Source organism: Micromonospora sp. NPDC053740, from assembly GCF_040677775.1.
Classification (GTDB): Bacteria; Actinomycetota; Actinomycetes; order Mycobacteriales; family Micromonosporaceae; genus Micromonospora; species Micromonospora alfalfae.
In genome coordinates this window covers 256,085-278,767 of sequence record NZ_JBFASO010000011.1, presented here as the reverse complement: position 1 = coordinate 278,767, position 22,683 = coordinate 256,085, and the positions used below count along the sequence as shown (strand labels likewise).

15 protein-coding genes are annotated in these 22,683 nt (G+C 70.3%); 7 read left to right on the top strand and 8 right to left on the bottom strand.

The genetic code is table 11. The annotated features are described in order from the left end of the window. Nucleotides 1–170: 170 nt before the first annotated feature. Nucleotides 171–359 carry a DUF397 domain-containing protein gene (locus AB0K35_RS27070; protein WP_238671539.1) on the bottom strand — a complete coding sequence of 63 codons (189 nt, stop codon included), beginning with the start codon at nt 357–359 and terminating at the stop codon, nt 171–173. Beyond that, the gene (locus AB0K35_RS27065) at nt 350–1,117 is read right to left on the bottom strand and encodes a DUF5753 domain-containing protein (protein ID WP_238671538.1); all 768 of its coding nucleotides are present in this window, start codon (nt 1,115–1,117) and stop codon (nt 350–352) included. The genes AB0K35_RS27070 and AB0K35_RS27065 overlap by 10 nt, the downstream gene beginning before the upstream one ends. Before the next feature lie 114 nt (nt 1,118–1,231). Between AB0K35_RS27065 and AB0K35_RS27060 the strand changes: the two genes are divergently transcribed. Continuing rightward, nucleotides 1,232–1,675: a hypothetical protein gene (locus AB0K35_RS27060; RefSeq protein WP_238671537.1), complete on the top strand. Its 444-nt coding sequence runs from the start codon at nt 1,232–1,234 to the stop codon at nt 1,673–1,675. A gap of 262 nt (nt 1,676–1,937) precedes the next feature. Here the strand turns inward: AB0K35_RS27060 and AB0K35_RS27055 are convergent, their stop codons facing one another. After that, complete coding sequence (locus tag AB0K35_RS27055; protein ID WP_238671536.1) at nt 1,938–4,790, bottom strand: aconitate hydratase; 2,853 nt, start codon at nt 4,788–4,790, stop codon at nt 1,938–1,940. A gap of 213 nt (nt 4,791–5,003) precedes the next feature. Between AB0K35_RS27055 and AB0K35_RS27050 the strand changes: the two genes are divergently transcribed. After that, nucleotides 5,004–5,813 (top strand): VTT domain-containing protein, encoded by an 810-nt coding sequence (locus AB0K35_RS27050; protein ID WP_363888619.1) that lies wholly within the window; start codon nt 5,004–5,006, stop codon nt 5,811–5,813. Between the two features lie 75 nt (nt 5,814–5,888). Here AB0K35_RS27050 and AB0K35_RS27045 read toward each other — a convergent pair whose 3' ends face one another. Then, the gene (locus AB0K35_RS27045; RefSeq protein WP_363888617.1) at nt 5,889–6,548 is read right to left on the bottom strand and encodes a C39 family peptidase; all 660 of its coding nucleotides are present in this window, start codon (nt 6,546–6,548) and stop codon (nt 5,889–5,891) included. A 1,458-nt stretch (nt 6,549–8,006) separates the two neighbouring features. Next, nucleotides 8,007–8,195 (bottom strand): hypothetical protein, encoded by a 189-nt coding sequence (locus AB0K35_RS27040; RefSeq protein WP_238671532.1) that lies wholly within the window; start codon nt 8,193–8,195, stop codon nt 8,007–8,009. 19 nt (nt 8,196–8,214) lie between these two features. Between AB0K35_RS27040 and AB0K35_RS27035 the strand changes: the two genes are divergently transcribed. The 5 genes from AB0K35_RS27035 (at nt 8,215) to pulA (ending at nt 16,703) form a co-directional block, all read left to right on the top strand. Further along, nucleotides 8,215–8,985, top strand: a complete 771-nt coding sequence (locus AB0K35_RS27035; RefSeq protein WP_363888614.1) for a hypothetical protein — start codon at nt 8,215–8,217, stop codon at nt 8,983–8,985. Nucleotides 8,986–9,022: 37 nt separating this feature from the next. After that, nucleotides 9,023–9,412, top strand: a complete 390-nt coding sequence (locus AB0K35_RS27030) for a hypothetical protein (RefSeq protein ID WP_238672700.1) — start codon at nt 9,023–9,025, stop codon at nt 9,410–9,412. Nucleotides 9,413–9,510: 98 nt separating this feature from the next. Continuing rightward, complete coding sequence (locus tag AB0K35_RS27025) at nt 9,511–10,185, top strand: hypothetical protein (RefSeq protein WP_363888612.1); 675 nt, start codon at nt 9,511–9,513, stop codon at nt 10,183–10,185. 186 nt (nt 10,186–10,371) lie between these two features. Continuing rightward, the gene (locus tag AB0K35_RS27020; protein ID WP_363888610.1) at nt 10,372–11,067 is read left to right on the top strand and encodes a cellulose binding domain-containing protein; all 696 of its coding nucleotides are present in this window, start codon (nt 10,372–10,374) and stop codon (nt 11,065–11,067) included. Between the two features lie 110 nt (nt 11,068–11,177). Next, entirely contained in the window at nt 11,178–16,703 is a 5,526-nt protein-coding gene (gene pulA, locus AB0K35_RS27015) for a pullulanase-type alpha-1,6-glucosidase (RefSeq protein WP_363888607.1), read from the top strand. A 107-nt stretch (nt 16,704–16,810) separates the two neighbouring features. Here the strand turns inward: pulA and AB0K35_RS27010 are convergent, their stop codons facing one another. The 3 genes from AB0K35_RS27010 to AB0K35_RS27000 all read right to left on the bottom strand — a co-directional run bounded on the left by AB0K35_RS27010 (nt 16,811) and on the right by AB0K35_RS27000 (nt 22,629). Beyond that, the gene (locus AB0K35_RS27010) at nt 16,811–18,469 is read right to left on the bottom strand and encodes a hypothetical protein (protein WP_238672696.1); all 1,659 of its coding nucleotides are present in this window, start codon (nt 18,467–18,469) and stop codon (nt 16,811–16,813) included. 291 nt (nt 18,470–18,760) lie between these two features. Continuing rightward, nucleotides 18,761–20,656: a hypothetical protein gene (locus AB0K35_RS27005; protein ID WP_363888604.1), complete on the bottom strand. Its 1,896-nt coding sequence runs from the start codon at nt 20,654–20,656 to the stop codon at nt 18,761–18,763. A gap of 491 nt (nt 20,657–21,147) precedes the next feature. After that, nucleotides 21,148–22,629 (bottom strand): aminopeptidase P family protein, encoded by a 1,482-nt coding sequence (locus AB0K35_RS27000; protein WP_238672694.1) that lies wholly within the window; start codon nt 22,627–22,629, stop codon nt 21,148–21,150. Nucleotides 22,630–22,683: the final 54 nt, after the last annotated feature.

Below are 22,683 nucleotides of genomic sequence, written 5' to 3'. Positions count from 1 at the left end.
CCAATCTGCTCCCGCTCCAGCGGACTCAACCTCGACGCCACAACCACCCCAACGACAAACACCGAAGAGTGTTGCAACCACCGGTTGAGCCCGCCCAGTTAACGGAAACTGTCCAAGATCTCAGCTTTCGAGGGTGACGCGGCTGGGTCATGCCGGGACCTCGCAGAGGTTCAGCCGCGCTTGGCCAACACCAGGAACCGGGCCCAGGCCGTCGGGTCGAAGGCGAGCGTCGGACCGGCCGGATCCTTGGAGTCGCGTACGCCGATGACGCCGGGGAGGTTGGCGGCCACCTCGACACAGTCGCCGCCGTTGTTGCCACTCCTGCTGCTCTTGCGCCACCGAGCGCCGGTCAGATCCATGATGCTGCCGCTTCTCTGATGAGTTTGAGGGACTGCGCACGGGACAGTGCTCCGTCGCGAATGCGTTCCCACCGTCGATCCAGGGTAGCAACGTCGGCTGCCTTGTCGATGAGCTGCGCCTGCGCCTGGCTGTCGACGTGCGCGACCCGCGCCCCGTCCGGCATCTCGGCCACTGTGAACGGCCCACCCAGGCCCGGGTACATGCCGACGTCGGCGGGCACGACGAAGAGCGACACGTTCGGCAGCGCGGCCTGCTCGGCAAGCCGCTCGCACTGCTCCCGCATCATGGCCCGGTCACCGTCGAGGGTGCGCCGGAGGATTGCCTCGTCGAGGACCGCGACGAGCAGCGGCGGACGCTCCCGCCGCAGGACGGACTGCCGGCTCAGCCGCGCCTCGGCGAGATCGTCGGCCTCGGCCGGCGTCAGCGCCTCGCCGCCCAGCGTCGCCAGCGCGTACGCCTTGGTCTGAAGAAGCCCCGGTATCCACGCGAGCTGGAACGATCGCAGTGACAGCGCCTCACGCTCGATCTCGGCCCAGGGGCGGAACCAGGCCGGCGTCCGGCGCTTGAGCGCTTCCGGCCACAGCTCGTCGACGTTTCGTCCGAGCAGCTCGGCGACCCGGGCGCGATGACGCGTCTGCGGAATTCGTCCCGTGCTCGCCCACTTCGCCGCCGTCTTCGGATCGACACCGATCTGAGCAGCGAGACTGTCCGCAGTGTGGCCCTTCTCGACCATGGCCGCCTGCACGGCTCGATTCATCTCAGGCCCCTCCAGAACGTTCCAGACGTCAGAAGGAGATACTTCTACGCGGTGTGATCGCTTGGCAACCCTCGGCAGGGTGCTGTGTAGACAGCGTCGAAGAGGGAGCACCGGATGCCCGAGGACAGGTCCTGCAACCGCCCACATCAGCCGGACAATCGACCGGCTCGGCCCTCCTCACCCCGGATGGTCAACACCGGCCCGACCGGGCCACCACACCCTCCGTACCGTGGCCCCGGTCGCGCACCGGACGTCGTACCCGAATCACGCTGGCGGCCCCGGTGCGGCCCGCCGGTCGCGCACACCGCCGACGGCCCGCTCTGGACGTGCGACGCCTGCGGTCGGGACTGGCCCTGCCCGACGCTGCGAGCGACCCCGACGGACGCCGCCCGCCGCGCGACCCTGATCCCCGAGTTCTCCCGGATCACCCGCCGGGCGATCCGCGACCTGCGTGGTCAGCCGGGTGGCCCCGATCCGGTCGCCATCGTCCGCCGTTTCCTGTGGTTCCTGCCGCTCACCGACGAGGAGGCCCGCGCTGTCGCGTTGCGGCTGCGCTGAGCGAGAGCCCCGCGGGGTTCCTGAGCTGGCCGTACCACTTGTTTGCCCTTTGCTCTGCTTCAACGGAAGCAACGGCAGAGGACTGTCAGTGTTGCGCCGAGTGAAGCAGAGCAAAGGGCCCGAAACAGCAAGTCGGGGCACGGGAACGATCTGCGCTCCACTCGCTCGGTCTGTTGGCTTGAGAGCGAGCGTCCGCCGGCAGAGACGTGGAAGGGCCGCTCCCCGCAAGCGCGGGAAGCGGCCCTTCCAGGCGTTCGGTACGTCAGTTGGCGATCATGCGGCGCAGCACGTACTGCAGGATGCCGCCGTGCCGGTAGTAGTCCGCCTCACCGGGGGTGTCGATCCGCACCACGGCGTCGAACTCCACGCCGGTGTCGGTGCTGACCTGCACAGTGCGGGGGACCTCACCGTCGTTCAGGGCGGTCACCCCGGTGATGGTGAACGTCTCCGTGCCGGTCAGGCCGAGCGACTCGGCGGTGACGTCCACCGGGAACTGGAGCGGCAGCACGCCCATCCCGATCAGGTTGGAGCGGTGGATCCGCTCGTACGACTCGGCGATGACCGCCCGGACGCCCAGCAGCATGGTGCCCTTGGCCGCCCAGTCCCGCGACGAGCCCGAGCCGTACTCCTTGCCGGCCAGCACGACCAGCGGGATGCCGGCCTCCTGGTAGGCGACGGAGGCGTCGAAGATCGAGGTCTGCTCGCCGGTGAGGTGGTTGACGGTGAAGCCGCCCTCCACCCCCGGGACCAACTGGTTGCGCAGCCGGATGTTGGCGAAGGTGCCCCGGATCATCACCTCGTGGTTACCCCGGCGGGAACCGTACGAGTTGAACTCGTGGCGCGGCACGCCATGCTCGGCCAGGTACGTGCCGGCCGGGGAGTCCGCCTTGATCGCGCCGGCCGGCGAGATGTGGTCGGTGGTCACCGAGTCACCCAGCTTGGCCAGCACCCGGGCAGCGGAGATGTCGACGACCGGGCTCGGCTCCTGCTGCATGCCCTCGAAGTACGGGGGCTTGCGCACGTAGGTGGAGTCGTTCTCCCAGGCGAAGGTGTCGCCGGTCGGGGTCGGCAGCGACTGCCACCGCTCGTCGCCGGCGAAGACATCGGCGTACGCGGCGCTGAACCCGGTGGCGCCGATCGCCTGGGCGATGACGTCCTGGATCTCGGCGCTGTTCGGCCAGATCTCGCGCAGGTAGACCGGGTTGCCCTCGGAGTCCTCACCGATCGGCTCGTTGGCCAGGTCGATGTCCATGGTGCCGGCCAGGGCGTAGGCGACCACCAGCGGCGGCGACGCCAGGTAGTTCATCTTGACGTCCGGGTTGATCCGGCCCTCGAAGTTCCGGTTGCCGGAGAGCACCGAAACCACCGACAGGTCGTGCTCGTTGACCGCGGCCGACACCTCCTCGGGCAGCGGGCCCGAGTTGCCGATGCAGGTGGTGCAGCCGTAGCCGACCAGGTTGAAGCCGAGCTTGTCCAGGTACGGCGTGAGGCCGGCCCGCTCGTAGTAGTCCATGACGACCTTCGACCCGGGCGCCAGTGTGGTCTTCACCCACGGCTTGCGGGTCAGGCCCTTCTCCACAGCGTTGCGGGCCAGCAGCGCGGCACCGATCATCACCTGCGGGTTGGACGTGTTGGTGCAGGAGGTGATCGCGGCGATCACCACGGCACCGTGGTCCAGCTCGTACTCGACGCCGTCCGCGCCGGTGACCCGGACCGGGTTGCTGGCCCGGCCACCCGCGCCGACAGCAGCGGTCTCCAGGTCACGCGGCTCGTCGGCCGGGTCGCTGAACTCGTTGGCCGGCGGGTCGCTGGCCGGGAACGACTCGGCACTGGCCTCGTCGGCCGGGCCGTTCGCGCCACGCGGCAGCTCCTCGCGAGGAACACCCGGCTTGAGGTCGCGCTCGCCGACGGAGTCGTCGGCCACGTAGTCGGTCAACGCGGAGCGGAACAGCGTCTTCGCAGCACCCAGCGGCACCCGGTCCTGCGGGCGCTTCGGGCCGGCGAGCGACGGCTCGATGGAGCCGAGGTCCAGCTCCAGGCGCTCGGAGTAGTCCGGCTCGGCATCCGGGTCGTGCCAGAGGCCCTGCTCCTTGGCGTACGCCTCGACGAGCGCGACCTGCGCCGCGTCACGGCCGGTCAGCTCCAGGTAGCGAATCGTCTCCGCGTCGATCGGGAAGATCGCCACGGTGGAGCCGTACTCCGGGGACATGTTGCCGATGGTGGCCCGGTTGGCCAGCGGCACGGCACCAACGCCGGGGCCGTAGAACTCGACGAACTTGCCGACCACACCGTGCTTGCGCAGCATCTCGGTGATGGTCAGCACCAGGTCGGTGGCGGTGGTGCCGGCCGGCATCTCACCGGAAAGCTTGAAGCCCACCACCCGGGGGATCAGCATGCTGACCGGCTGGCCGAGCATCGCGGCCTCGGCCTCGATGCCGCCGACGCCCCAGCCCAGCACGCCCAGGCCGTTGACCATCGTGGTGTGCGAGTCGGTGCCGACCACCGTGTCCGGGTACGCCTGGCCGCCCCGCTCCATGATGGTGCGGGCCAGGTACTCGATGTTGACCTGGTGCACGATGCCGGTGCCCGGCGGGACGACCTTGAACTCGTTGAACGCGGTCTGACCCCAGCGCAGGAACTGGTAGCGCTCCTTGTTGCGCTCGTACTCCAGCTCGACGTTGCGGGCGAACGCGTCCTCGCGCCCGAACAGGTCGGCGATGACGGAGTGATCGATGACCAACTCGGCCGGGGCGAGGGGGTTGACCTTGCTGGCGTCGCCGCCCAGGTCACGTACTGCCTCGCGCATCGTGGCCAGGTCGACCACGCAGGGCACGCCGGTGAAGTCCTGCATCAGGACCCGCGCCGGGGTGAACTGGATCTCCACGCTCGGGGCGGCGGTGGAGTCCCACCCGCCGAGCTGGCGGATGTGGTCGGCGGTGATGTTCGCGCCGTCCTCGGTCCGCAGCAGGTTCTCCAGCAGGATCTTCAGGCTGTACGGCAACCGGGCGTGGCCGTCCACCTTGTCGATCTTGAAAATCTCGTAGCTCGCGTCTCCGACGCGTAGCTGGGTCTTCGCACCGAAGGTGTCGAGGCTCGCCACGTCGTACTCCTTCACACCAGCGACCGTGAGTAGTCCTGAGCAGTCTGTCGCACCGGTCGGGGTGCCGCCGAGGTTAGGTGACACTTACCGCCGATTCCGCTTCCAACAAAACCGTACGTCCGTCTTGCTATCTGCGCAACCTGGCGTCACGGGTTGGGTGGCCAACGACCGCGCCGCGTCGTCGCGGTCGGCGGGGTAGGGTCGGGGCCGATTCGGAAGGGGTGCCGAGTGATCGACGTTCAGCACTGGCTCTCGGCGCTGCCTCCGGGCGTGATCTACCTGATCGTCGCCGGCGTGATCGGCGTGGAAAGCATGGGCGTCCCGCTGCCCGGCGAAATCGTCCTGGTCAGCTCCGCCCTGCTCGCCGCCACCGGAGTGGTGGAGCCGGAGTGGGTGGCCAGCGCGGCGGCGTTCGGCGCCATCGTCGGCGACTCCGTCGGGTACGCCATCGGCCGACGCGGCGGCCGTCCGCTGCTCGCCCGGCTGGGCAGACGGTTCCCCAAACACCTGGGCCCGGCGCAACTCGCCCGCGCCGAACAGAGCTTCGCGCGGCACGGCGTCTGGGCGGTCTTCTTCGGCCGATTCGTGGCACTGCTGAGGATCCTGGCCGGGCCGCTCGCCGGGGCGCTGCACGTGCCGTACCGCCGCTTCCTGGTGGCCAACGCAGCCGGCGGGTTGGTCTGGGCCTTCGGCACGACGTACCTGCTCTACTCCGTTGGCCGGGCGGCCGAACACTGGCTGAAGGACATCTCCTGGGTGGGCCTGGTCCTCGCGGTCCTCGCCGGGCTCGGCAGCACCTGGTGGCTGCGCCGACGCGCCCACCGCGTCGAGTCGGCCGACGGTGCCTCCAGCGCGGCTGCGGTCGAGGTGGCTTCCCCGTCTGCCGTGGTGGCGTCCGGCGGTCAGTCTGTTGCGGTGGCCACCGGCGGTCAGTCTGTCGCGGTGGCTTCGGGCGGTCAGTCTGTTGCGGTGGCTTCGGGCGATCAGTCCGCTGCGGTGACCCCCGGCGTTGGGCCGATCCGCGCTGGCGAGCACTGACCTGGACATGCTGAAGGGCCGGGCCCTGTGGGGGTCCGGCCCTTCGGCGTGTGTGGGTGTGTGGGTGTGTGGGTGTCAGCTGGTGGCGTAGCCGCGGGTGGCGATCCAGTCGGCGAGGTGTTCGACGCTGATCTGGTAGGCGGCCTGGTTGGGGTCGGCGGAGTCGGCGATGGTGACGGTGGTGCCGTTGTCGTGGTAGCCGACGACGCTGATGTAGTGCCCGCCCTCGTAGGAGTGGCTCACACCGTCGGTGTCGGTGCTGGTGCCGGCGATGTTGGCGACCACGGCCCTACCGTCGTCAACGGTCTTGACGATGTCGGCGCGCAGCGTGTCGGTCTGCTTGGCGTCAGCGTCGGGGGTGCTGATCTCCACCGACCGGTAGGCGTCGTTCTTACCGGTTTCCTTGTTCAGGACGGGGGTGATGTCGTTGATGGAGTTGGTGCCGGCCTCGGTGGTGCCCATTTCCTTGGCCATGTCGTCGACGTTGATGTTCTTGCCCTGCACACTCAGGGCGTTTCGGGTGGCGGCGGGGCCGCAGTAGTAGAAGTTCGGCTGGGCTTCGTAGCGCACGCCCAGTTCCCGCTCACCGTGACCCTTGCGGTCGGTCTGCGTCTGCGTGGTGGCCTTGGCGGTGGGTGCGGCGAAGGCGGTGGTGACGGGGCCGGCGATGGCGCCTGCGGTGAAGGCGAGGCCGGCGGCGGTCAGAGTGGTCTTACGGATCAGATCGGTACGCATGATGGCGTGCTCCTCTGCATCGGGGGTGTGCCCGCACCACCTCGGGGGGTGGGTGGTGGTGCGGGGAAAGTTCGAGGGGGTTCTGCCCGGCGACCCGCAACGAGGGGTCGGCGTCGGGACAGGGTGTAACCGTTCGCGGTGGCAGGTCATTGCGCTTCCCGCGGGGTTGGCCGTTGTGGTGCTCGGCCGTGCGGGGGATGTAACCGGGGCGGCCTGGCGGGTGTTCCCCGCGGCTGCCATGCCCGGCGGTTGTGGTGCTCGGCTGCGCGGGGGATGTAACCGGGCCGGCCTGCGGAGTGTTCCCGGCAGGCTGTCTCCGACGGGAGGGCCCGGCGGGGTCGGCGCACCATGACCCGGACTGTTGCGGTGGTCTGCCAGGTGTAACGACCCCGCCCGGCCCACGATTCCGCCACGGGGGTGCCCCCGGCCACCCGACACCAACCGTCAAACCCGACAAACCACCCACCCTGTCGGCCCGGCGAACCCCGACACGGCGCCCACACGACGTGATCCACTCGGGTTTACGGAAAACGCGGTGTCCGGCTGCCGGGGATGCCCCGACTTCATGAAACGCGAGTGGATCACACCCGTCTGCACCGTTCGCGCGCCCCGGACGGGCCCGACCCAGAGGCACGGCGTCGGGCGGCCTGCCCGATTTGTCATGGCTGCGTCCTTCGGTCGGCGGCTCACCCGGCTCCCCGTCCGATGGGACACCGTTCAGGCGTCCCGGCGGCGCAGTTGCCATGCAGCGAGCCCGAGCACGATCACTGTGTAGAGGCAGAACAAGGCGAACCCGGTCCATGGGCCGAGTGCGAGGGGGTCCTGGTGGACAGAGCTGACGGCTGCGCCGGCCGGCGTCGGCAGATACCGGTACGCCGAGGAGATTCTGGGGGTCGTCGCCGCGGCCCACGACGAGGCCACCGCCGCGCTGGCCGAACTGCGTGACTTCGTTCGCGGCGGGAACGGGACGAGCAGCGGGTACGTCAGCGCGTAGCCACGGCGGCGGGACGCGCAGCCAGTCGGCAGCCGACAGGCCGCCGCCGGAGAAGAACCACAGCACCATCCGCTCGGGGTCGACCCGCGGATCGGCGCGGACCTGCTCGACCATCGCGGCGATGTCGTCGGCTGCGACCGGCAGCGCCGACAGGTCGGACACCTGGTAGCTGACCAGCGCGGTGACCACTCCGCTCGCGGCGAGCAGCGCACCGTAGCCGCGGTATAGCAACCAGTCGCGGGGATCGGCCGCGTCGGGTGGCAGGGAGCGCCGTGCACCACCACGACGGCGGGCGCGGGACCGGTGTGGGTGGGCAGGTGCAGGTCGACGTTGCCGTGTCGTTCGACCGGCGCGGCCGAGATGGACAGGACGAAGGGCCGTTGTGCGACGGCCGTTGTCCTGGCCTGATCGTACCGATCATCGACCTGCCGGCTGCCCCGCCATGATCTACAGAGGACTACGGGTCAGGTCGGGTCGCCGGGTTTCGCGGCATCGCTGGCCTGGGCATGCCGCTCCAGCAGCCGCTGCCGGATCTCCTCTGGGGTGTACGCGCGCCGACGCCGTTCGGCCCGCGCGATGACCACACCGGAGGCCGCGACGCCGGCGAGCCCGGCCAGCCCGAGAACCTTCCACCACCGCATTCGTTGCCGCATCGGCCTAGGCTAGACCCTCATGAGCATCAGCCTGGATGAGGCCGTCGAGTTGACCCGCACCGGTGACGTGTGGGTGTTCCGAGGTCGCAGCGTGCCGGACCGGGCGATCCAGTTCACCACCAACAGCCCGGTGAACCACGTCGGGATGGCGGTGGTGCTGGACGACATGCCCCCGCTGATGTGGCACGCGGAGTTGGGCAGGTCGTTGCCGGACCTGTGGTCGGGCAGCCACCAACGCGGTGTCCAGCTGCACGACCTGCGGGACGCAGTCTGCGTCTGGGCCAACCGGTACGGCCAACGGGCCTGGCTGCGGCAGCTCGACCCGCCAGCCGACGCGGAGATGGAGCGGGCTGTGCTGCGGACGATCGCGCGGTTGGACGGCACGCCGTTCCCGTCGACCGCCCAGTTGGCGTGGCGCTGGGTGCGGGGTCGGGTGCCGGCGCTGCCGCGCCCGGACCGGCTTCCCGCGCTGCCGCACCTCGGCCGGCTGTCGGCGCTGTCACGCCTCGGCCAGCCGACACCCCACCCCAACCCGGCTGACCGCGCGAACCCGGCTGACCGTGCGAACCCGGCCGATCGTGCCCGGTCGGCGGGGGAGCGGGACCGGGCGCTGGAGACGGCGTACTGCGCCGAGGTGGTGGCGGTGACCTATGAGGCAATGGGGTTGCTGCCGGCGGGTCGGCGTCCGAACTGGTATGACCCGGGGCGGTTCTGGAGCGGGGACGACCTGGGTCTGGCCGCCGACGCCCGGTTGGGTTCCGAGATCGAGGTGCGGGTACCGCCGCGCTGAGGTTTGACCTGGGCGGTGACCGGCAATTGCTGTGACCGTGAACGCCTCCACGGATCTTGCCACGTTGGCCGACTTCTTCGACCGGTACGGCGTGGCGTTGACCTCAGGTGACCTGCCGGCCATCGCCGGCTGCTACGCCCTGCCGGGGCTGGTGGTGGCCGACACCTACAGCTTCTCGTTCACGTCCGCCGCGGCGGTGGCCCTGTCCTTCGTGGGCGCCGCACCCGACTACCAGGACCGGGAGTTGGTAGCGGCCCACGCCCGGATAGAGGACGTGCAGCCGGTGTCCGCGCTGTTGACGATGGTGGCGGTGGAGTGGGAGTTCCTGGACAGTCGGGGGCAGGCGGTGCCGGGGGAACGGTACCGCTACCTGTTGCGTATCTCGGATGACGGACCACTGATCTGCACTGTCGTCCGGACGGGCTGACCGACGGGGGCCGGTCGGCCCGATCCGTACCCGCCTGGTTTCCGGTCCGTGCGGCGCTGGCTACGCTGTCGCGTCGGTGGGGGACGAGGGGAGACCTGATGGCGGTGCGGCCGGACGGTGCGGCAGATTCGCGTGCGGCGCGGGTGTTGGTGTCGGTTCCGTGGATCGTGGTGCTGCTCGGTGTGTGCGCGCTGGTGGTGCTCCTGGTGATCGCGCTGTTGTCGTTTCGGACCAGGGAGCGGGACGCGCCGCCGCAGGCAGCGCCTCCGGCGTTCCTGCCGACCATGCCGGCCGCCGCGTCGGCCACCGGTGGGCCGACTCCGGCCGCTGTGGAGCGGCGCTCGGTGTCGCCGCGACCGTCACGCAGCAGTCGGACGCCGTCACCGCGAGCCTCCGTCACCGGCTCGCCGACTCCGGGGCGGACGAGCGTCCTGTTGGCGCCGTCGGCGGACCAGACGGTCAGCGCCAGGTACGAGGTCGGTTCGAACGGCTGGGACGGGGACGCGGCGGTGCTGGCGATCGCCAACGAGTCGAGTCGGTCGGCGGACTGGCAGGTGGAGTTGGTGTTCGACGACGACACCTGGACTCTGCGAGTGGGTGATGACTCGGGCGTCTCGGTGCAGGGCAGCGGGCACGGAAAGTTCGTGTTGCGCGGCACCCGTTCGCTGGACGCGGGTGACTCCCGGAGGCTGCGGCTGCGCGTCGGCTGGGGTGACTCGGGGCAGCGACCGGTCAAGTGCACGATCAACGGGGCCGACTGCCGGATCGGCTGAGCCAGCGCCGCCGCACCCCAGCGCCGCCGCACCCCAGCGCCGCCGCACCCCAGCGCCGCCGCACCGCCGCGCCGCCGCACCGCCGCACCGCCGCACCGCCGCACCGCCGCACCGCCGCACCGCCAAGGCTTTCCGGGCCGGGCCGCCGATCGCTACGCTGCGCGGACGGTCCGCTGAAGGAGGTACATGTCCGGCATGCGCCGTGTTCCGCGCCCGCCACACGGTCCGGTGGCGATCGCCACGTCGCCCTGGATCGTGGTCGGCGCCGGTGTCGTCGTGATGGTGGTCCTGCTCATCGTGGCCCTGGGCGCGTACCGGGGACGTAGCCCCGCGCCGGACGGCGTGCAACCGCCGGCACTGCCGGTGCCGTCTGCGGTGGTGGTGGCTCCGAGCGTGCCCACCTCGGTGCCGTCTCCGGCGCCGGTGCTGCCGGGGATATCCGGCCGTGCGAGCGGGTTGCCGCCGGGCGCCTCAGCAGGGTCCGGTTCACCAACGGCCGATCCGACGGCCGGTCCGATCGGAAAGCCCTCGGCGACGCGGTCGCCGAGCCGGGCCGCGCCGGGGCAGCCGGCGATGACCGGGCGGTACCGGGTGGTGCAGAGCTTCGACGGGGGTTTCATCGGCGAGGTGGCGATGGTCAACACGTCCACCCGGAGCCGTGGTTGGACGGTGCGGTTGGAGTTCGCCGGTGGGCGGCTGGTGACCGCCTGGTTGGAGGGCGTACCACAGGGGACGGTCCGCCAGTCCGACGACGGCTTCACCTACGTCAGCGGCGTCGACGTGTCGCCGGGCGGTTCGGTGTCGTTGCGGTTCCACATCGAGCGGGCGTCGCAGACGCCCCGCGCGTGCACGGTGGACGGGGTCCGCTGTAACGGGCTCTGAGCGGCGCTTCCGCAAGGATGCTGCTTTGTTGCGACCATGTTTGCAAGGTATTGCAGAATGTTTCGGCAAGGGTTAGCGTGCGGCCAATCAGCGACCAGAGGAAGGCGTCGATGAAACCCCCGCCGATACCGCGCACCGCCCTGCTGGCCCTTGCCTCCCTGCTCACCGTCACGCTCGTCGGCGCTCCGGTCGCCGTGCACCCCGCCGCCGCAGGCCCCCGGCCGACCGACGGCGCCCCACTCACGCTTGCCGGCGCGACCCAGTGGCGTGACGAACCCACCGCCGAGGCGCTGCTGAAGGCTGGCGGCAACTCCGCCCGAGCCGAGCAGTTCTACTTCGTCCTGCCGGACCGGTTCGCCAACGGAGACCCCCGCAACGACCGGGGCGGCCTCACCGGCGACCGGCTGCGGACCGGCCTCGACCCGACCGACAAGGGCTTCTACCACGGCGGCGACCTCGCTGGCGTCATCGACAAGTTGGACTACATCCAGGGGATGGGCACCACCGCCATCTGGCTCGCGCCGATCTTCAAGAACCGGCCCGTGCAGGGCGCTGGCGACGACATCTCGGCCGGCTACCACGGCTACTGGATCACCGACTTCACCCAGGTGGACCCGCACTTCGGCACGATGGAAGAGATGAAGCGGCTGGTCAGGCTCGCCCACCAGCGCGGCATCAAGATCTACCTCGACGTGATCGTCAACCACACCGCTGACGTCATCAAGTACGCCGAGGACAAGTACGCGTACGTGGACAAGGCGACCTCGCCGTACACCGACGCGCAGGGCCGGGCCTTCGAGGACCGCAACCACGCCGACGGCAGCCGGGCGTTCCCGCCGGTCAACAAGGAGTCCTTCCCGTACACGCCGACGTTCGCCGAACCGAAGGACGCGAGCGTCAAGGTCCCGGCCTGGCTGAACGACGCCACCATGTACCACAACCGGGGTGACTCCACGTTCGCCGGCGAGAACAGTGAATACGGCGACTTCTTCGGTCTCGACGACCTGTGGACGGAGCGTCCCGAGGTGGTCCGGGGCCTGACCAAGGCGTACGGGGACTGGATCGGCGCGACCGGCGTCGACGGCTTCCGGTTGGACACCGTGAAGCACGTCAACATGGACTTCTGGCCGCAGTTCAGCCAGGGCATCGAGCGGGCCGCGGAGAAGGCCGGCAAGAAGGACTTCTTCATGTTCGGCGAGGTGTACAGCGCCGATCCGGAGATCAGCTCCAGCTACGTCCGCCAGGGTGGCCTTCCGGCCACCCTCGACTTCGCCTTCCAGGAGGCCGCGCGGGGCTTCACCGCCGGTGCCGGCTCCGCGAAGGCGCTCGCCGACGTGTACGCCCGCGACGACCTCTACGCGGCCCGGGACACCGACGCGGGCCGGTTGACCACCTTCCTCGGCAACCATGACATGGGCCGGATCGGATCGTTCATCGCCGGTGGTGGCAGCGACCCGGCCAGCCACCTGCGTCGTGACCAGCTCGCGCACCAGTTGATGTTCCTGACCCGGGGCCAGCCGGTGGTCTACTCCGGCGACGAGCAGGGCTTCACCGGCCCGGGCGGGGACAAGGACGCCCGCCAGGACATGTTCGCGTCGAAGGTTCCCGACTACCTCGACGACGACCTGCTCGGCACCGACCGCACCCACGCCGCCGACCAGTTCGACCCGACCCACCCGCTGTACCGGACCATCGCCGACCTGGGCCGGCTGCGCCAGGCCCACCCGGCGTTGCGCGACGGCGTGCAGGTCACCAGGTACGCGGCCGACGGTCCGGGCGTCTTCGCCGCCTCCCGGATCGCCCCCGCAGACCGCACCGAGTACGTGGTGGCAGTGAACAACGCCGACACCGCGCAGACTGTCACGGTGGACACCTGGTCGGCCGGCGCCACCTTCACCGGCATCTACGGCGGCGCCGGCACCGGACCGGCCTCCGGCGCATGTTGTGCCGCAGCGCGGGCCGGGGACGACGGTGAACTGACCCTCACCGTGCCGCCGCTGTCGGCTGCGGTGTACCGGGCCGGTCAACCCATCGCACCGGCGGCCGACAAGCCGACGATCACCATCACCAGCCCGGTTCCGGACGCGCCGGTCGCCACCAGGGCGGCGGTCACCGCCCGGGTGACAGGCGATCCCCTGGCCACAGTCACCGTCGCGGCCCGGGTGGCCGGCGGGCGGTGGACGCTGCTGGGCAGCGCCGACCACGCCCCGTACACGGTGCAGCACGACCTGACCGGCCTGGCCGGCGGCACCCGGGTCGAGTACAAGGCGGTGGTCCGCGATGGCCGGGGCCGTACCGCCACCGCCAGGTCCACAGCCGTCGTGGGGACCCCGCCGCAGGGCAGCTCGCGGGAGTGGGCGGTGGTGCACTACCAACGCCCGGCCGGAGGGTACGACGACTGGGGGCTGTACGCCTGGGGGGACATCGACCCGGCGTACGTCACCGAGTGGCCGAAGGGGCAGCCGTTCGCCGGGGAGGACTCCTACGGCCGGTTCGCCTGGGTGAAACTCAAGCCGGGCGCGACGTCGGTCAACTTCCTGGTTGTCGACAAGGCTGGTACGAAGGACGTCGCCCAGGACCGCAGCATCGACGTCACCCGGACCGGGGAGATCTGGCTCAAGCAGGGCGACCCGGCGATCTACCCGAGCAGGCAGGCGGCCGCCGGTGAACCGGAGCCGCCGGTCGAGGAGGGCACCGCGGTGCTCCACTATCGGCGGGCCGACGGCAACTACGACGGTTGGGGCCTGCACCTGTGGGACGGCGCGGCCAACCCGACCGAGTGGTCCGCCCCGCTGCGGCCGAGCGCCGTCGACGCGTTCGGGGCGGTGTTCCGGGTGCCGCTGGCGGCCGGCGCCACCGGCCTGAACTACATCATCCACAACGGCGACACCAAGGACCTGCCCGACGACCAGCGGCTCGACTTCGCCAGCGCCGGTCGGGAGGTGTGGCTGCTCGCCGCCACGCCGGGCCGCCTGCTGCCGTCGACGGCCACCACCGCCAGCGGAGACACCGACATCAGCAAGCAGAAGGCGCACTGGATCGACAGGTCCACAGTGGCCTGGCAGACCCCGCCGACCGACGGTAGGACGTACGCGCTGGTCACCGCACCCACCGGCGGGGTCAGCGTGGTCGACGGCGAGCTGACCGGCACGTACACCACGTTGCCGCTACGGGCGCAGCGCAACGGGCTCACCGAGGCCCAACGCGACAGGTTCCCGCACCTGTGGTCGTACCGTAGCTTCGCCCTGGACCGGGCGGACCTGGCCAAGGTCCCGGCGGCGCTGCGGGGGCAACTGCTGGTCACCGAACGCGACGCCGAGGGTGCGCTGCTCGCCGCGACCGGCGTGCAGATCCCCGGCGTGCTCGACGACGTGTACTCCCGGGCGACCGACGCGACCCTCGGGCCCACCTTCGCGGGCCGGACGCCGAGCCTCGCGCTGTGGGCGCCGACCGCCCACAGCGTGCGCCTGCAACTGTTCGACTCGCCCACCGCCGCACCCAGGACGGTGCCGATGCGCCGCGACGACCGCACCGGCGTCTGGTCGGTGCGCGGCGACCACACCTGGACCGGCAGGTTCTACCGGTACGAGGTGCGGGCGTGGCAGCCGGCGGCGCAGCGGATGGTCACCGCGTCGGTGACCGACCCGTACGCGGTGGCCCTCGCCGCGGACTCCACGCACAGCCAACTGGTCGACCTGAACGACCCGGCGCTGGCCCCGACTGGCTGGCGCACGCTGCGCAAACCGGCGCCGGTGCCGGCCGCGAAGGCGCAGATCACCGAGCTGTCGGTGCGGGACTTCTCCATCGCCGACGACACAGTGCCGACCGAGCGGCGGGGGACCTTCCTCGCGTTCACCGACCCGAAGACCGCCGGCATGACCCACCTGCGGGCGCTCGGCGACGCCGGGGTCACCCACCTGCACCTGCTGCCGGCGTTCGACTTCGCGACGATCCCCGAGAAGCGGGCCGACCAGCGCGAGCCGGCCTGCGACCTGACGGCGCTGCCGCCGGACTCCGCCGAGCAGCAGAAGTGCGTGGCGGCGGTCGCCGAAACCGACGGCTACAACTGGGGGTACGACCCGCTGCACTACACGGTGCCCGAGGGTGGCTACGCCGTCGACCCGGTCGGCGCGGCGCGGACCACCGAGTTCCGGCGGATGGTCGCCGGGGTGAACGACGCCGGGCTGCGGGTGGTCATGGACGTGGTCTACAACCACACGTCGGCTGCCGGCACCGACGCGAAGTCGGTGCTCGACCAGATCGTGCCCGGCTACTACCACCGGCTGCTGGAGGACGGCAGTGTGGCCAACTCCACCTGCTGCGCCAACACCGCCCCCGAGCACGCCATGATGGGCAAGCTGGTGGTCGACTCGCTGGTCACCTGGGCCCGGCAGTACAAGGTGGACGGTTTCCGCTTCGACCTGATGGGTCACCACCCGAAGGCGAACATCCTCGCCGTCCGGGCGGCACTGGACCGGCTCACCGTCGCCCACGACGGCGTGGACGGCAGGGCGATCATGCTCTACGGCGAGGGCTGGAACTTCGGCGAGGTCGCCAACGACGCCCGTTTCGTCCAGGCCACCCAGGCCAACATGGCCGGCACCGGCATCGGCACCTTCAACGACCGGCTGCGCGACGCGGTGCGTGGCGGCGGGCCGTTCGACGCCAACCCCCGGGTGCAGGGTTTCGCCTCCGGGCTCTACACCGACCCGAACGGCGACGCGGCCAACGGGTCACCGGCCGAGCAGAAGGCCCGGCTGCTGCACGCCCACGACCTGATCAAGGTGGGGCTCACCGGCAACCTGCGCGGCTACCGGTTCACCGACACCGCCGGGCGTGAGGTCACCGGGGCGCAGGTGGACTACAACGGCTCCCCGGCCGGCTACACCGCCGCGCCGGGGGAGGCCGTCACCTACGCCGACGCGCACGACAACGAGATCCTGTACGACTCGTTGGCGTACAAGCTCCCGCAGGCCACGACGGCGGCGGACCGCTCACGGATGCAGGTGCTGGCGCTCGGCACAGTTGTGCTGGGACAGGGCACCGGGTTCGTCACCGCCGGCACCGAACGGCTGCGGTCGAAGTCGTTGGACCGCAACTCGTACAACTCCGGTGACTGGTTCAACCAGATCCGGTGGGGCTGCGAGCGGGGCAACGGGTTCGGTGCCGGACTGCCGCCCGCACCCGACAACGAGGACAAGTGGTCGTACGCGAAGCCGCTGCTGGCCGACCCGACGCTGGTGCCGGACTGCGCGGCGATCAACACCACCGACGCCAGGTACGCCGAGTTGCTGCGCATCCGGGCGTCGTCGCCGGTGTTCGGGCTGGCCACCGCCGAGCAGGTGCAGCGGAGGGTGGCATTCCCGCTGTCCGGCGCGCAGGAGACACCGGGGGTGCTGACCATGACCCTGGACGCCGGTGGGCTGGGCGGGCCGTGGAAGTCGCTGACCGTCGTCTTCAACAGCACCCCGTCGGCGGCCGACCAGACGGTGACCGGACTGCGCGGAGCGGACGTGGCACTGCACCCGGTGCTTGTCGACTCGGCCGACCCGGTGCTGCGTACCGCCTCGTTCGACAGGGCGGCCGGCACGTTCACCGTCCCGGCGCGCAGCGTGGCGGTCTTCGTCCAGAAGTGACGCGAACCGGCCCCCTTCCGCGTCTCGCGGAAGGGGGCCGGTCCGTTGTGCTGGCGCTACGCCGTCGTCACCCGAGGGTGCTGAGTCGTCGTCACCCGGGTGAGCGATCAGGCGAAGCAGTTCTCGATGGTGCCGCCCGGGATGGCCAGGCAGTTGGTCGGACGGTTCGCGGTGATGGCGGACTTGTCGTCCACGTTCACGTCTCCGAAGAAGCTGAAGACACCGCCCGGCTCGAAGGTGGAGAAGTTGTGGGCGACGTTCGTCTTCGACAGGTTGACCTCGCCGAAGATGTTGAAGATGCCGCCGCCGACCCCGATCGGGCCGATAGCCCGGTTGCCGACAACCTCGCTGTCGCGCAGCGTGGTGACGCTGAAGGCGTTGAAGAGCCCGCCGCCGAAGAAGCCGGCGGTGTTGTCCTTGATGCTGCTCTTCTCGAACGTGACCGCGCTGTCGAAGGCGATGGCTACACCGCCACCGACACCTGCGGTGCTGTTCTTCTCGACCGTGGCGTTGTGCAGGTTCAGCTGGCTGTCCGCAGCGGCGATACCGCCACCGGCGAGAACCGCGGTGTTCGAGACGAACTTGGTCTCGTACGCCGTGGTGTTGCCCTCGATGTCGAGGTAGCCACCGCCGAAGCCGAGCGTCTCGTTGTCGGTGATCTCGGCCTTCTTGAGCTCGACCGTACCGCCGTCGACGTCGTCGGCGAAGATCCGCGCGGCGCCGTTGGAGATACCGCCACCACCGATGATGGCCGTGTTGTCCTTGATCTTCGACTCCTCGACCTTGAGCAGGCCGGCGTTGAAGACGCCGCCACCGAAGAAGAAGGCGGTGTTACGGGTGACGGTGCTGTGCCAGATCTTCGTGGTGCCGAAGTTGGCCACACCACCACCGTTGCCGCCCGACTGGTTCAGGACGACCTCGGACTCCAGGATCTCGGCGGTGCCACCCGGCTGAACCAGGATGCCGGCGCCGTCGGTGGACTCCGGGTATTCGACGAGCGGCGTCACGACGCCCCCCTGAGCGGTCGGCGCGGCCTTGGCCGTGACCTTCGGTGCCGCCGTCAGGCCCGCCTTCGGGTTGGCCTGCCGGGAGGCGAGCGCCTGGTTCAGCGGAACGCCTGCCTTGACCTGCGCAGCGATCGCCTCGGAGTCCGAGTAGGACGCCCAGACGGCCGCCGGCTCGACGCCGTTGTACCGTTCGAGGGTCTGGCCACCCTTGATGGTCAGGCCCTTGATGGTGAGGTGACCGCCGGCGCCGACGTTGAGGATGCGGAAGTAGTCCGCGGTGGCTTCCCGAGAGATCGTGGTGTGCTCGCCCTTGAGCGTGATCCGCTCGGTGATCACCGGCAGGCCGTTGCCCTCGTAGTCGTTGCGGCTCAGGTTGTAGGTGCAGCCCTTGGCCAGCTCCAGCACACCGCCGTGCTTGTTGTTGGCGAACACGATCGCCTGAATCAGCTTGTCGGTGTCGCAGGGCACCTCCTTCCCGCGCTCGTGGTCCTTGTCCCGGTCCTTGTCCTTGTCCCGGTCCTTGTTGCGGTCCTCGTCCTTGTCCCAGTCGCGCGCCTCGTCACCCCGCTGGTCGCCGTCCTTGCTGACCTGCGCGGTGTTCCAGTTCAAGCCGACCGCTCCGGCGCTGCCCGCGACGCCAACCGCCGCGAGACTGATCACGCCCGTCAAACCGGCCACGCCACTGGCGAGCCAGAGCTTGCGGCGGCTCTTGGCCGTCGCCCGCCCGGAGGCTTCGTTGTTCGTTAGGTAGTTGGACATCGGAGCTCTCTGCCCTCTCCTCGTACCAGACAGGGTCGCCGCCGTCAGACGGGCGTCCCCTGCTACAAATCGGTTGTAGCTCCCAAAACCACCGTATGAGAAGGTTCCTCGCCTCGCGGGCTTATCCGAGAGAAGCCCACATTCGGTTCATGTTGCCCCCACCGGGGTCCGGACCGACACACCGCCACCCAAGCCGGCCTGCAAGCGCCTGACCTGCCCAAATGGGTACGCCCCTCCGAGCCGGTCACGGCTCGAAGGGGCGCGCCCTCTATGTGTTTCGGCCCCACCCGATCAGGCGAAGCAGTCCAAAACGTTGAAGCAGTTGGTCGGGCGGTTGGCAGTGACCGCGGACTCGTCGTCCAGCGTCACGGTGCCGCCGAGGCTGTTGAAGATGCCCCCCGGCTCAAGGGTGGAGAAGTTGTGCGCCACCTTCGTCCGGTAGAGCGTCACCTCGCCGCCCTCGGTGTTGAGGATGCCGCCGCCACGGGCGAACGGACCGACGGCCCGGTTGCCCGACACCTCGCTGTCGCGCAGCGTGGTGACGCTCACCTCGTTGAAGAGGCCGGCGCCGGAGAAGCCCGCCGTGTTGTCGTTGATCCTGCTGTTCTCGATGGTCGCAACGCTGTCGAAGGCGGCCACACCGCCACCCGAGCGAGCGGCGCTGTTCCTGACCACCGTGGCGTCCTTGAGGGTGAGCTGGCTGTCGGCCACCGCGACCCCACCACCGTCGAGCACCGCGGTGTTGTCACTGACCGTCGTCTGGTGCAACGTCGTGGTGCCCTCGACGTCCAGGACGCCGCCGCCGAAGCCGAGCGTCTCGTTGTCGGTGATCTCGCTCTTGTAGACCCAGACCGAGCCGCCGTCGACGTCCTCGGTGAAGATGTCGGCAGCGCCGTTGGAGATGCCGCCGCCGCCGATGATCCCGGTGTTGTCGGTGATCTTCGACTCGTCGACCTGGAGTACGCCGGCGTTGAAGATGCCGCCGCCGAAGAAGAAGGCGGTGTTGTGCGCCACAGTCGTCTTGCTGAGCCTGGCGCTGCCGAAGTTGGCCAACCCGCCGCCGTTGCCGCCGGACTGGTTGTAGAGCAGCTCGCTGTCCAGGATCTCCGCGCGGCCACCGGGCTGCACCAGCACCCCGGCCCCGTCGGTGAACCCGGGCTGCTCGACCAGCGGCACCACCGCCGTACCGGCCCCCACCGGCTTCGCCGCAGCGGCTACCGGCTTGGCCGGGGCGGCCTTGCTGGCAGTCGGGGCGGCCTTGGTTGCTGCCGCTGCGGGCTTGGCTGGCGCTGCTTTCGCCGCCGGCTTGGCGTCGGCCTTGGCGGTGGCCTTCGCGGGCGCTGCCTTGGCAGTGGCCTTCGCGGGCGCTGCCTTCGTGGCCGGCTTGCCGGCGGTTGCTGCCGGCTTCGCTGCCGCTGGCTTGGCGCCCGGCGCGGCCGTGGTCGTCGGCTTCCCGGCGGGCGTCGCTGCTGCCGCCGGCTCGGCCACCGTCGAGCGGACCTGGGCCGAGTACGGCGCCCAGACCGTCGTCGGGTCGAAGGCCATCGGGGGCTGAAGGGTCTGGCCACCCCTGATGCTCAGGCCCTTGAGAGTGAGGTGCCCGCCAGCGCCGACGTTGAGGATGCGGAAGTAGTCGGCTGTGGCCTCGCGGCCGATGGTGGTGTGCTCACCCTTGAGGGTGATGCGCTCGGTGATCACCGGGAGGCCGTTGCCGTCCTGGTTGCGGGTCAGGGTGTAGGTGCAGCCCCTGGCCAGCTCCAGTACGCCGCCGTCCTCGTTGTTGGCGAACGTGATCGCCTGGATCAGCTTGTCGGAGTCGCACGGGACCTGCCTGGTCCGGTCCTTCTCGTCGTCCTTGCCGTCCTTGCGCTCCTTGCCATCCTTGCCGGACTGGTCGTCGAAGCCGCTCCAGTCGCCGCTCCACTCGTCGTCCTGACCGCCGTCGTCCTTGGCGCCGCCCTTGTCCGCGCCGCCGTCGTCGTTGACGTTCTGCCGGTTGGTCGACGGCTGCGCATCGGACACCTGGTCGGCCTTTGGCTTGTCGTTTCGAGCGGCGACGCCGCCGAGGGCCGCCAGCCCGACCACGCCGGTCAGCCCGGCCACGCCGGCGACCCAGAGCGCCCGCCTTCGCCGTGTCGGCGGAGCTGCCGAGGCCCCGCCGTCGGTACTCGTTACGTCGTTGGACATCAGAGCCTTCCGCCCTTTCCTGCTACCAGACGGGATCGCACCGCCCGAGGCGCCACGACCAGCTACAAATGGGTTGTAGCCTCTGATCCTCACCGTATGAGAACCATCTTCGCGATGCGGACGTATCCGAGATAACCACGCATTGGGCGCAGGTCGGGTGAGGGCGGCCAACCGGTCCGGGGTCGGCGGAAAGGACCCGAGCGCGCACACCGACCGTTGCTGGCGCTCGGCTTTCTTGAAAACGCGGCATCCGAGCGGCCGGGACAGCGCGACTTCAAGGAAGCCGAGTGGATCACGGCCGAAGCCCCTGGCCGCCAGCCCTCAAGAAGGGGCAGGCGGCCAAGGGCTGGCGGCGAAGGGGCGAGGGGCGGTCAGGCCAGGGGCGGTCGGGCCAGGAGTGGACGGCCAGGGGCTGGCGGCGAGGGGCGGTCAGGCCAGGGGCGGTCAGGCGAGGGGCGGGCTTGATCCGCCAGCCTCGGCCGCCAGCAGGCTCAGCTGGGCAGGCGGGGGCCGGCTTCGCGCTGCTCGGCCAGCCAGGTCTCCACCTCGTCGGAGGTGCGGGGCAGCCCGGCCGACAGGTTGACCGCGCCGGTCGCGGTGACCAGCACGTCGTCCTCGATCCGAATGCCCATACCGCGCAGCTCGGCGGGGACCAGCTCGTCCTCCGGCTGGAAGTACAGACCGGGCTCGACGGTGAGCACGTAGCCCTCGCCCAGCGCGCCGTCGCGGTAGGTCTCCTTGCGGGCGTTGGAGCAGTCGTGCACGTCGATGCCGAGCATGTGGCCGAAGCCGTGCAGCGTCCACCGCCGGTAGACCGTCGACTTCTCGTCCATCGCCTCGTCCACGCTCACCGGCAGCAGACCCAGCTCGGACAGGCCCTCGGCGAGCACCCGCATGCAGGTCAGGTGGACGTCCTTGAACTTCACCCCGGGGCGGATCGCCTCGATGCCGGCCTGCTGCGAGGCGTACACGATGTCGTAGACCTGGCGCTGTAGCGCGGTGAACCGGCCGCTCACCGGCAGCACCCGGGTGACGTCGGCGGTGTAGAGGTTGCGGCCCTCGACACCCATGTCCATCAGCAGCAGGTCACCCGGTCGGGTGGCGCCGTGGTTGTGCACCCAGTGCAGGATCGTGGCGTGCTCGCCGGCACCGACGATCGAGCTGTACCCGACGTCGTTGCCGTCGTGGCGGGCCCGCAGCGCGAAGACGCCCTCCAGCAGCCGCTCGGAGACCGCCCGGTCGGCCGGCAGGATCCGGGCGACGTCCTCGAAGCCGCGGACGGTGGCGTCGATCGCGTCCTGGAGTTGGCCGATCTCCCACTCGTCCTTGACCAGCTTCATCTCCGAGATGGCGATGGCCAGCTCACGGTCGCGGGCCGGCTGGCCCTCCGTGCGGGGCCCGTCGTAGGGCCGGACGGCCGCGTCCACCTGGGCGTCGAAACCGCGCAGCACCCGGGTACGCCCCGGAGCCAGGTCGGCGAGTGTCGCCTCCAGGCCGGTCAGGTCGGCGGTGGGCAGGCCCAGCTCGGTCGACTTCTCGCCGAGGGTGTGCCGCCGGCCCACCCACAGCTCGCCGTTGCGGCTGCGGAAGAACTCGTCGGTCTCCCGGGAGGATCGGGGCCGCATGTACAGCGTCGCGTCGTGCCCCGAGCCGTTCGGGCGCAGCACCAGGACGCTGTCGGCGTCGTGGTCGCCGGTCAGGTAGGCGAAGTCGCTGCCCGGCCGGAACGGGTAGTCGGTGTCGTTGGCCCGGACCTTCTCGGTGCCGGTGGGGATCACCAGCGTCTCGCCGGGGAAGGCCGCCGAGAGCGCTGCCCGTCGCTTGGCGTAGTTGGGCGTCTCCGGGCGGGGCGTCACGGGGAGCGCGGTGTCGCTCCAGCCCTGCCGCATGAAGGACAGGAACGCCTCCGGGAAGTCCGGATCGTGCGATTCCGTACCGTCCGTCGGCGTACCGTCGGTCTGTCCCTCGGTCATTGCGCCGCTCCCTCCGCTTCGTTGCTGGTCCCGACGGTACCGCGCGTCCGGTTG

Coding starts and splice junctions, on each gene's coding strand:
- AB0K35_RS27000 (WP_238672694.1), bottom strand. CDS start 22,629: ATGACCGAGGGACAGACCGACGGTACGCCGACGGACGGTACGGAATCG.
- AB0K35_RS27010 (WP_238672696.1), bottom strand. CDS start 18,469: ATGTCCAACTACCTAACGAACAACGAAGCCTCCGGGCGGGCGACGGCC.
- AB0K35_RS27070 (WP_238671539.1), bottom strand. CDS start 359: ATGGATCTGACCGGCGCTCGGTGGCGCAAGAGCAGCAGGAGTGGCAAC.
- AB0K35_RS27035 (WP_363888614.1), top strand. CDS start 8,215: ATGAGCATCAGCCTGGATGAGGCCGTCGAGTTGACCCGCACCGGTGAC.
- AB0K35_RS27060 (WP_238671537.1), top strand. CDS start 1,232: ATGCCCGAGGACAGGTCCTGCAACCGCCCACATCAGCCGGACAATCGA.
- AB0K35_RS27065 (WP_238671538.1), bottom strand. CDS start 1,117: ATGAATCGAGCCGTGCAGGCGGCCATGGTCGAGAAGGGCCACACTGCG.
- AB0K35_RS27025 (WP_363888612.1), top strand. CDS start 9,511: ATGGCGGTGCGGCCGGACGGTGCGGCAGATTCGCGTGCGGCGCGGGTG.
- AB0K35_RS27040 (WP_238671532.1), bottom strand. CDS start 8,195: ATGCGGCAACGAATGCGGTGGTGGAAGGTTCTCGGGCTGGCCGGGCTC.
- AB0K35_RS27005 (WP_363888604.1), bottom strand. CDS start 20,656: ATGTCCAACGACGTAACGAGTACCGACGGCGGGGCCTCGGCAGCTCCG.
- AB0K35_RS27045 (WP_363888617.1), bottom strand. CDS start 6,548: ATGCGTACCGATCTGATCCGTAAGACCACTCTGACCGCCGCCGGCCTC.
- AB0K35_RS27020 (WP_363888610.1), top strand. CDS start 10,372: ATGTCCGGCATGCGCCGTGTTCCGCGCCCGCCACACGGTCCGGTGGCG.
- pulA (WP_363888607.1), top strand. CDS start 11,178: ATGAAACCCCCGCCGATACCGCGCACCGCCCTGCTGGCCCTTGCCTCC.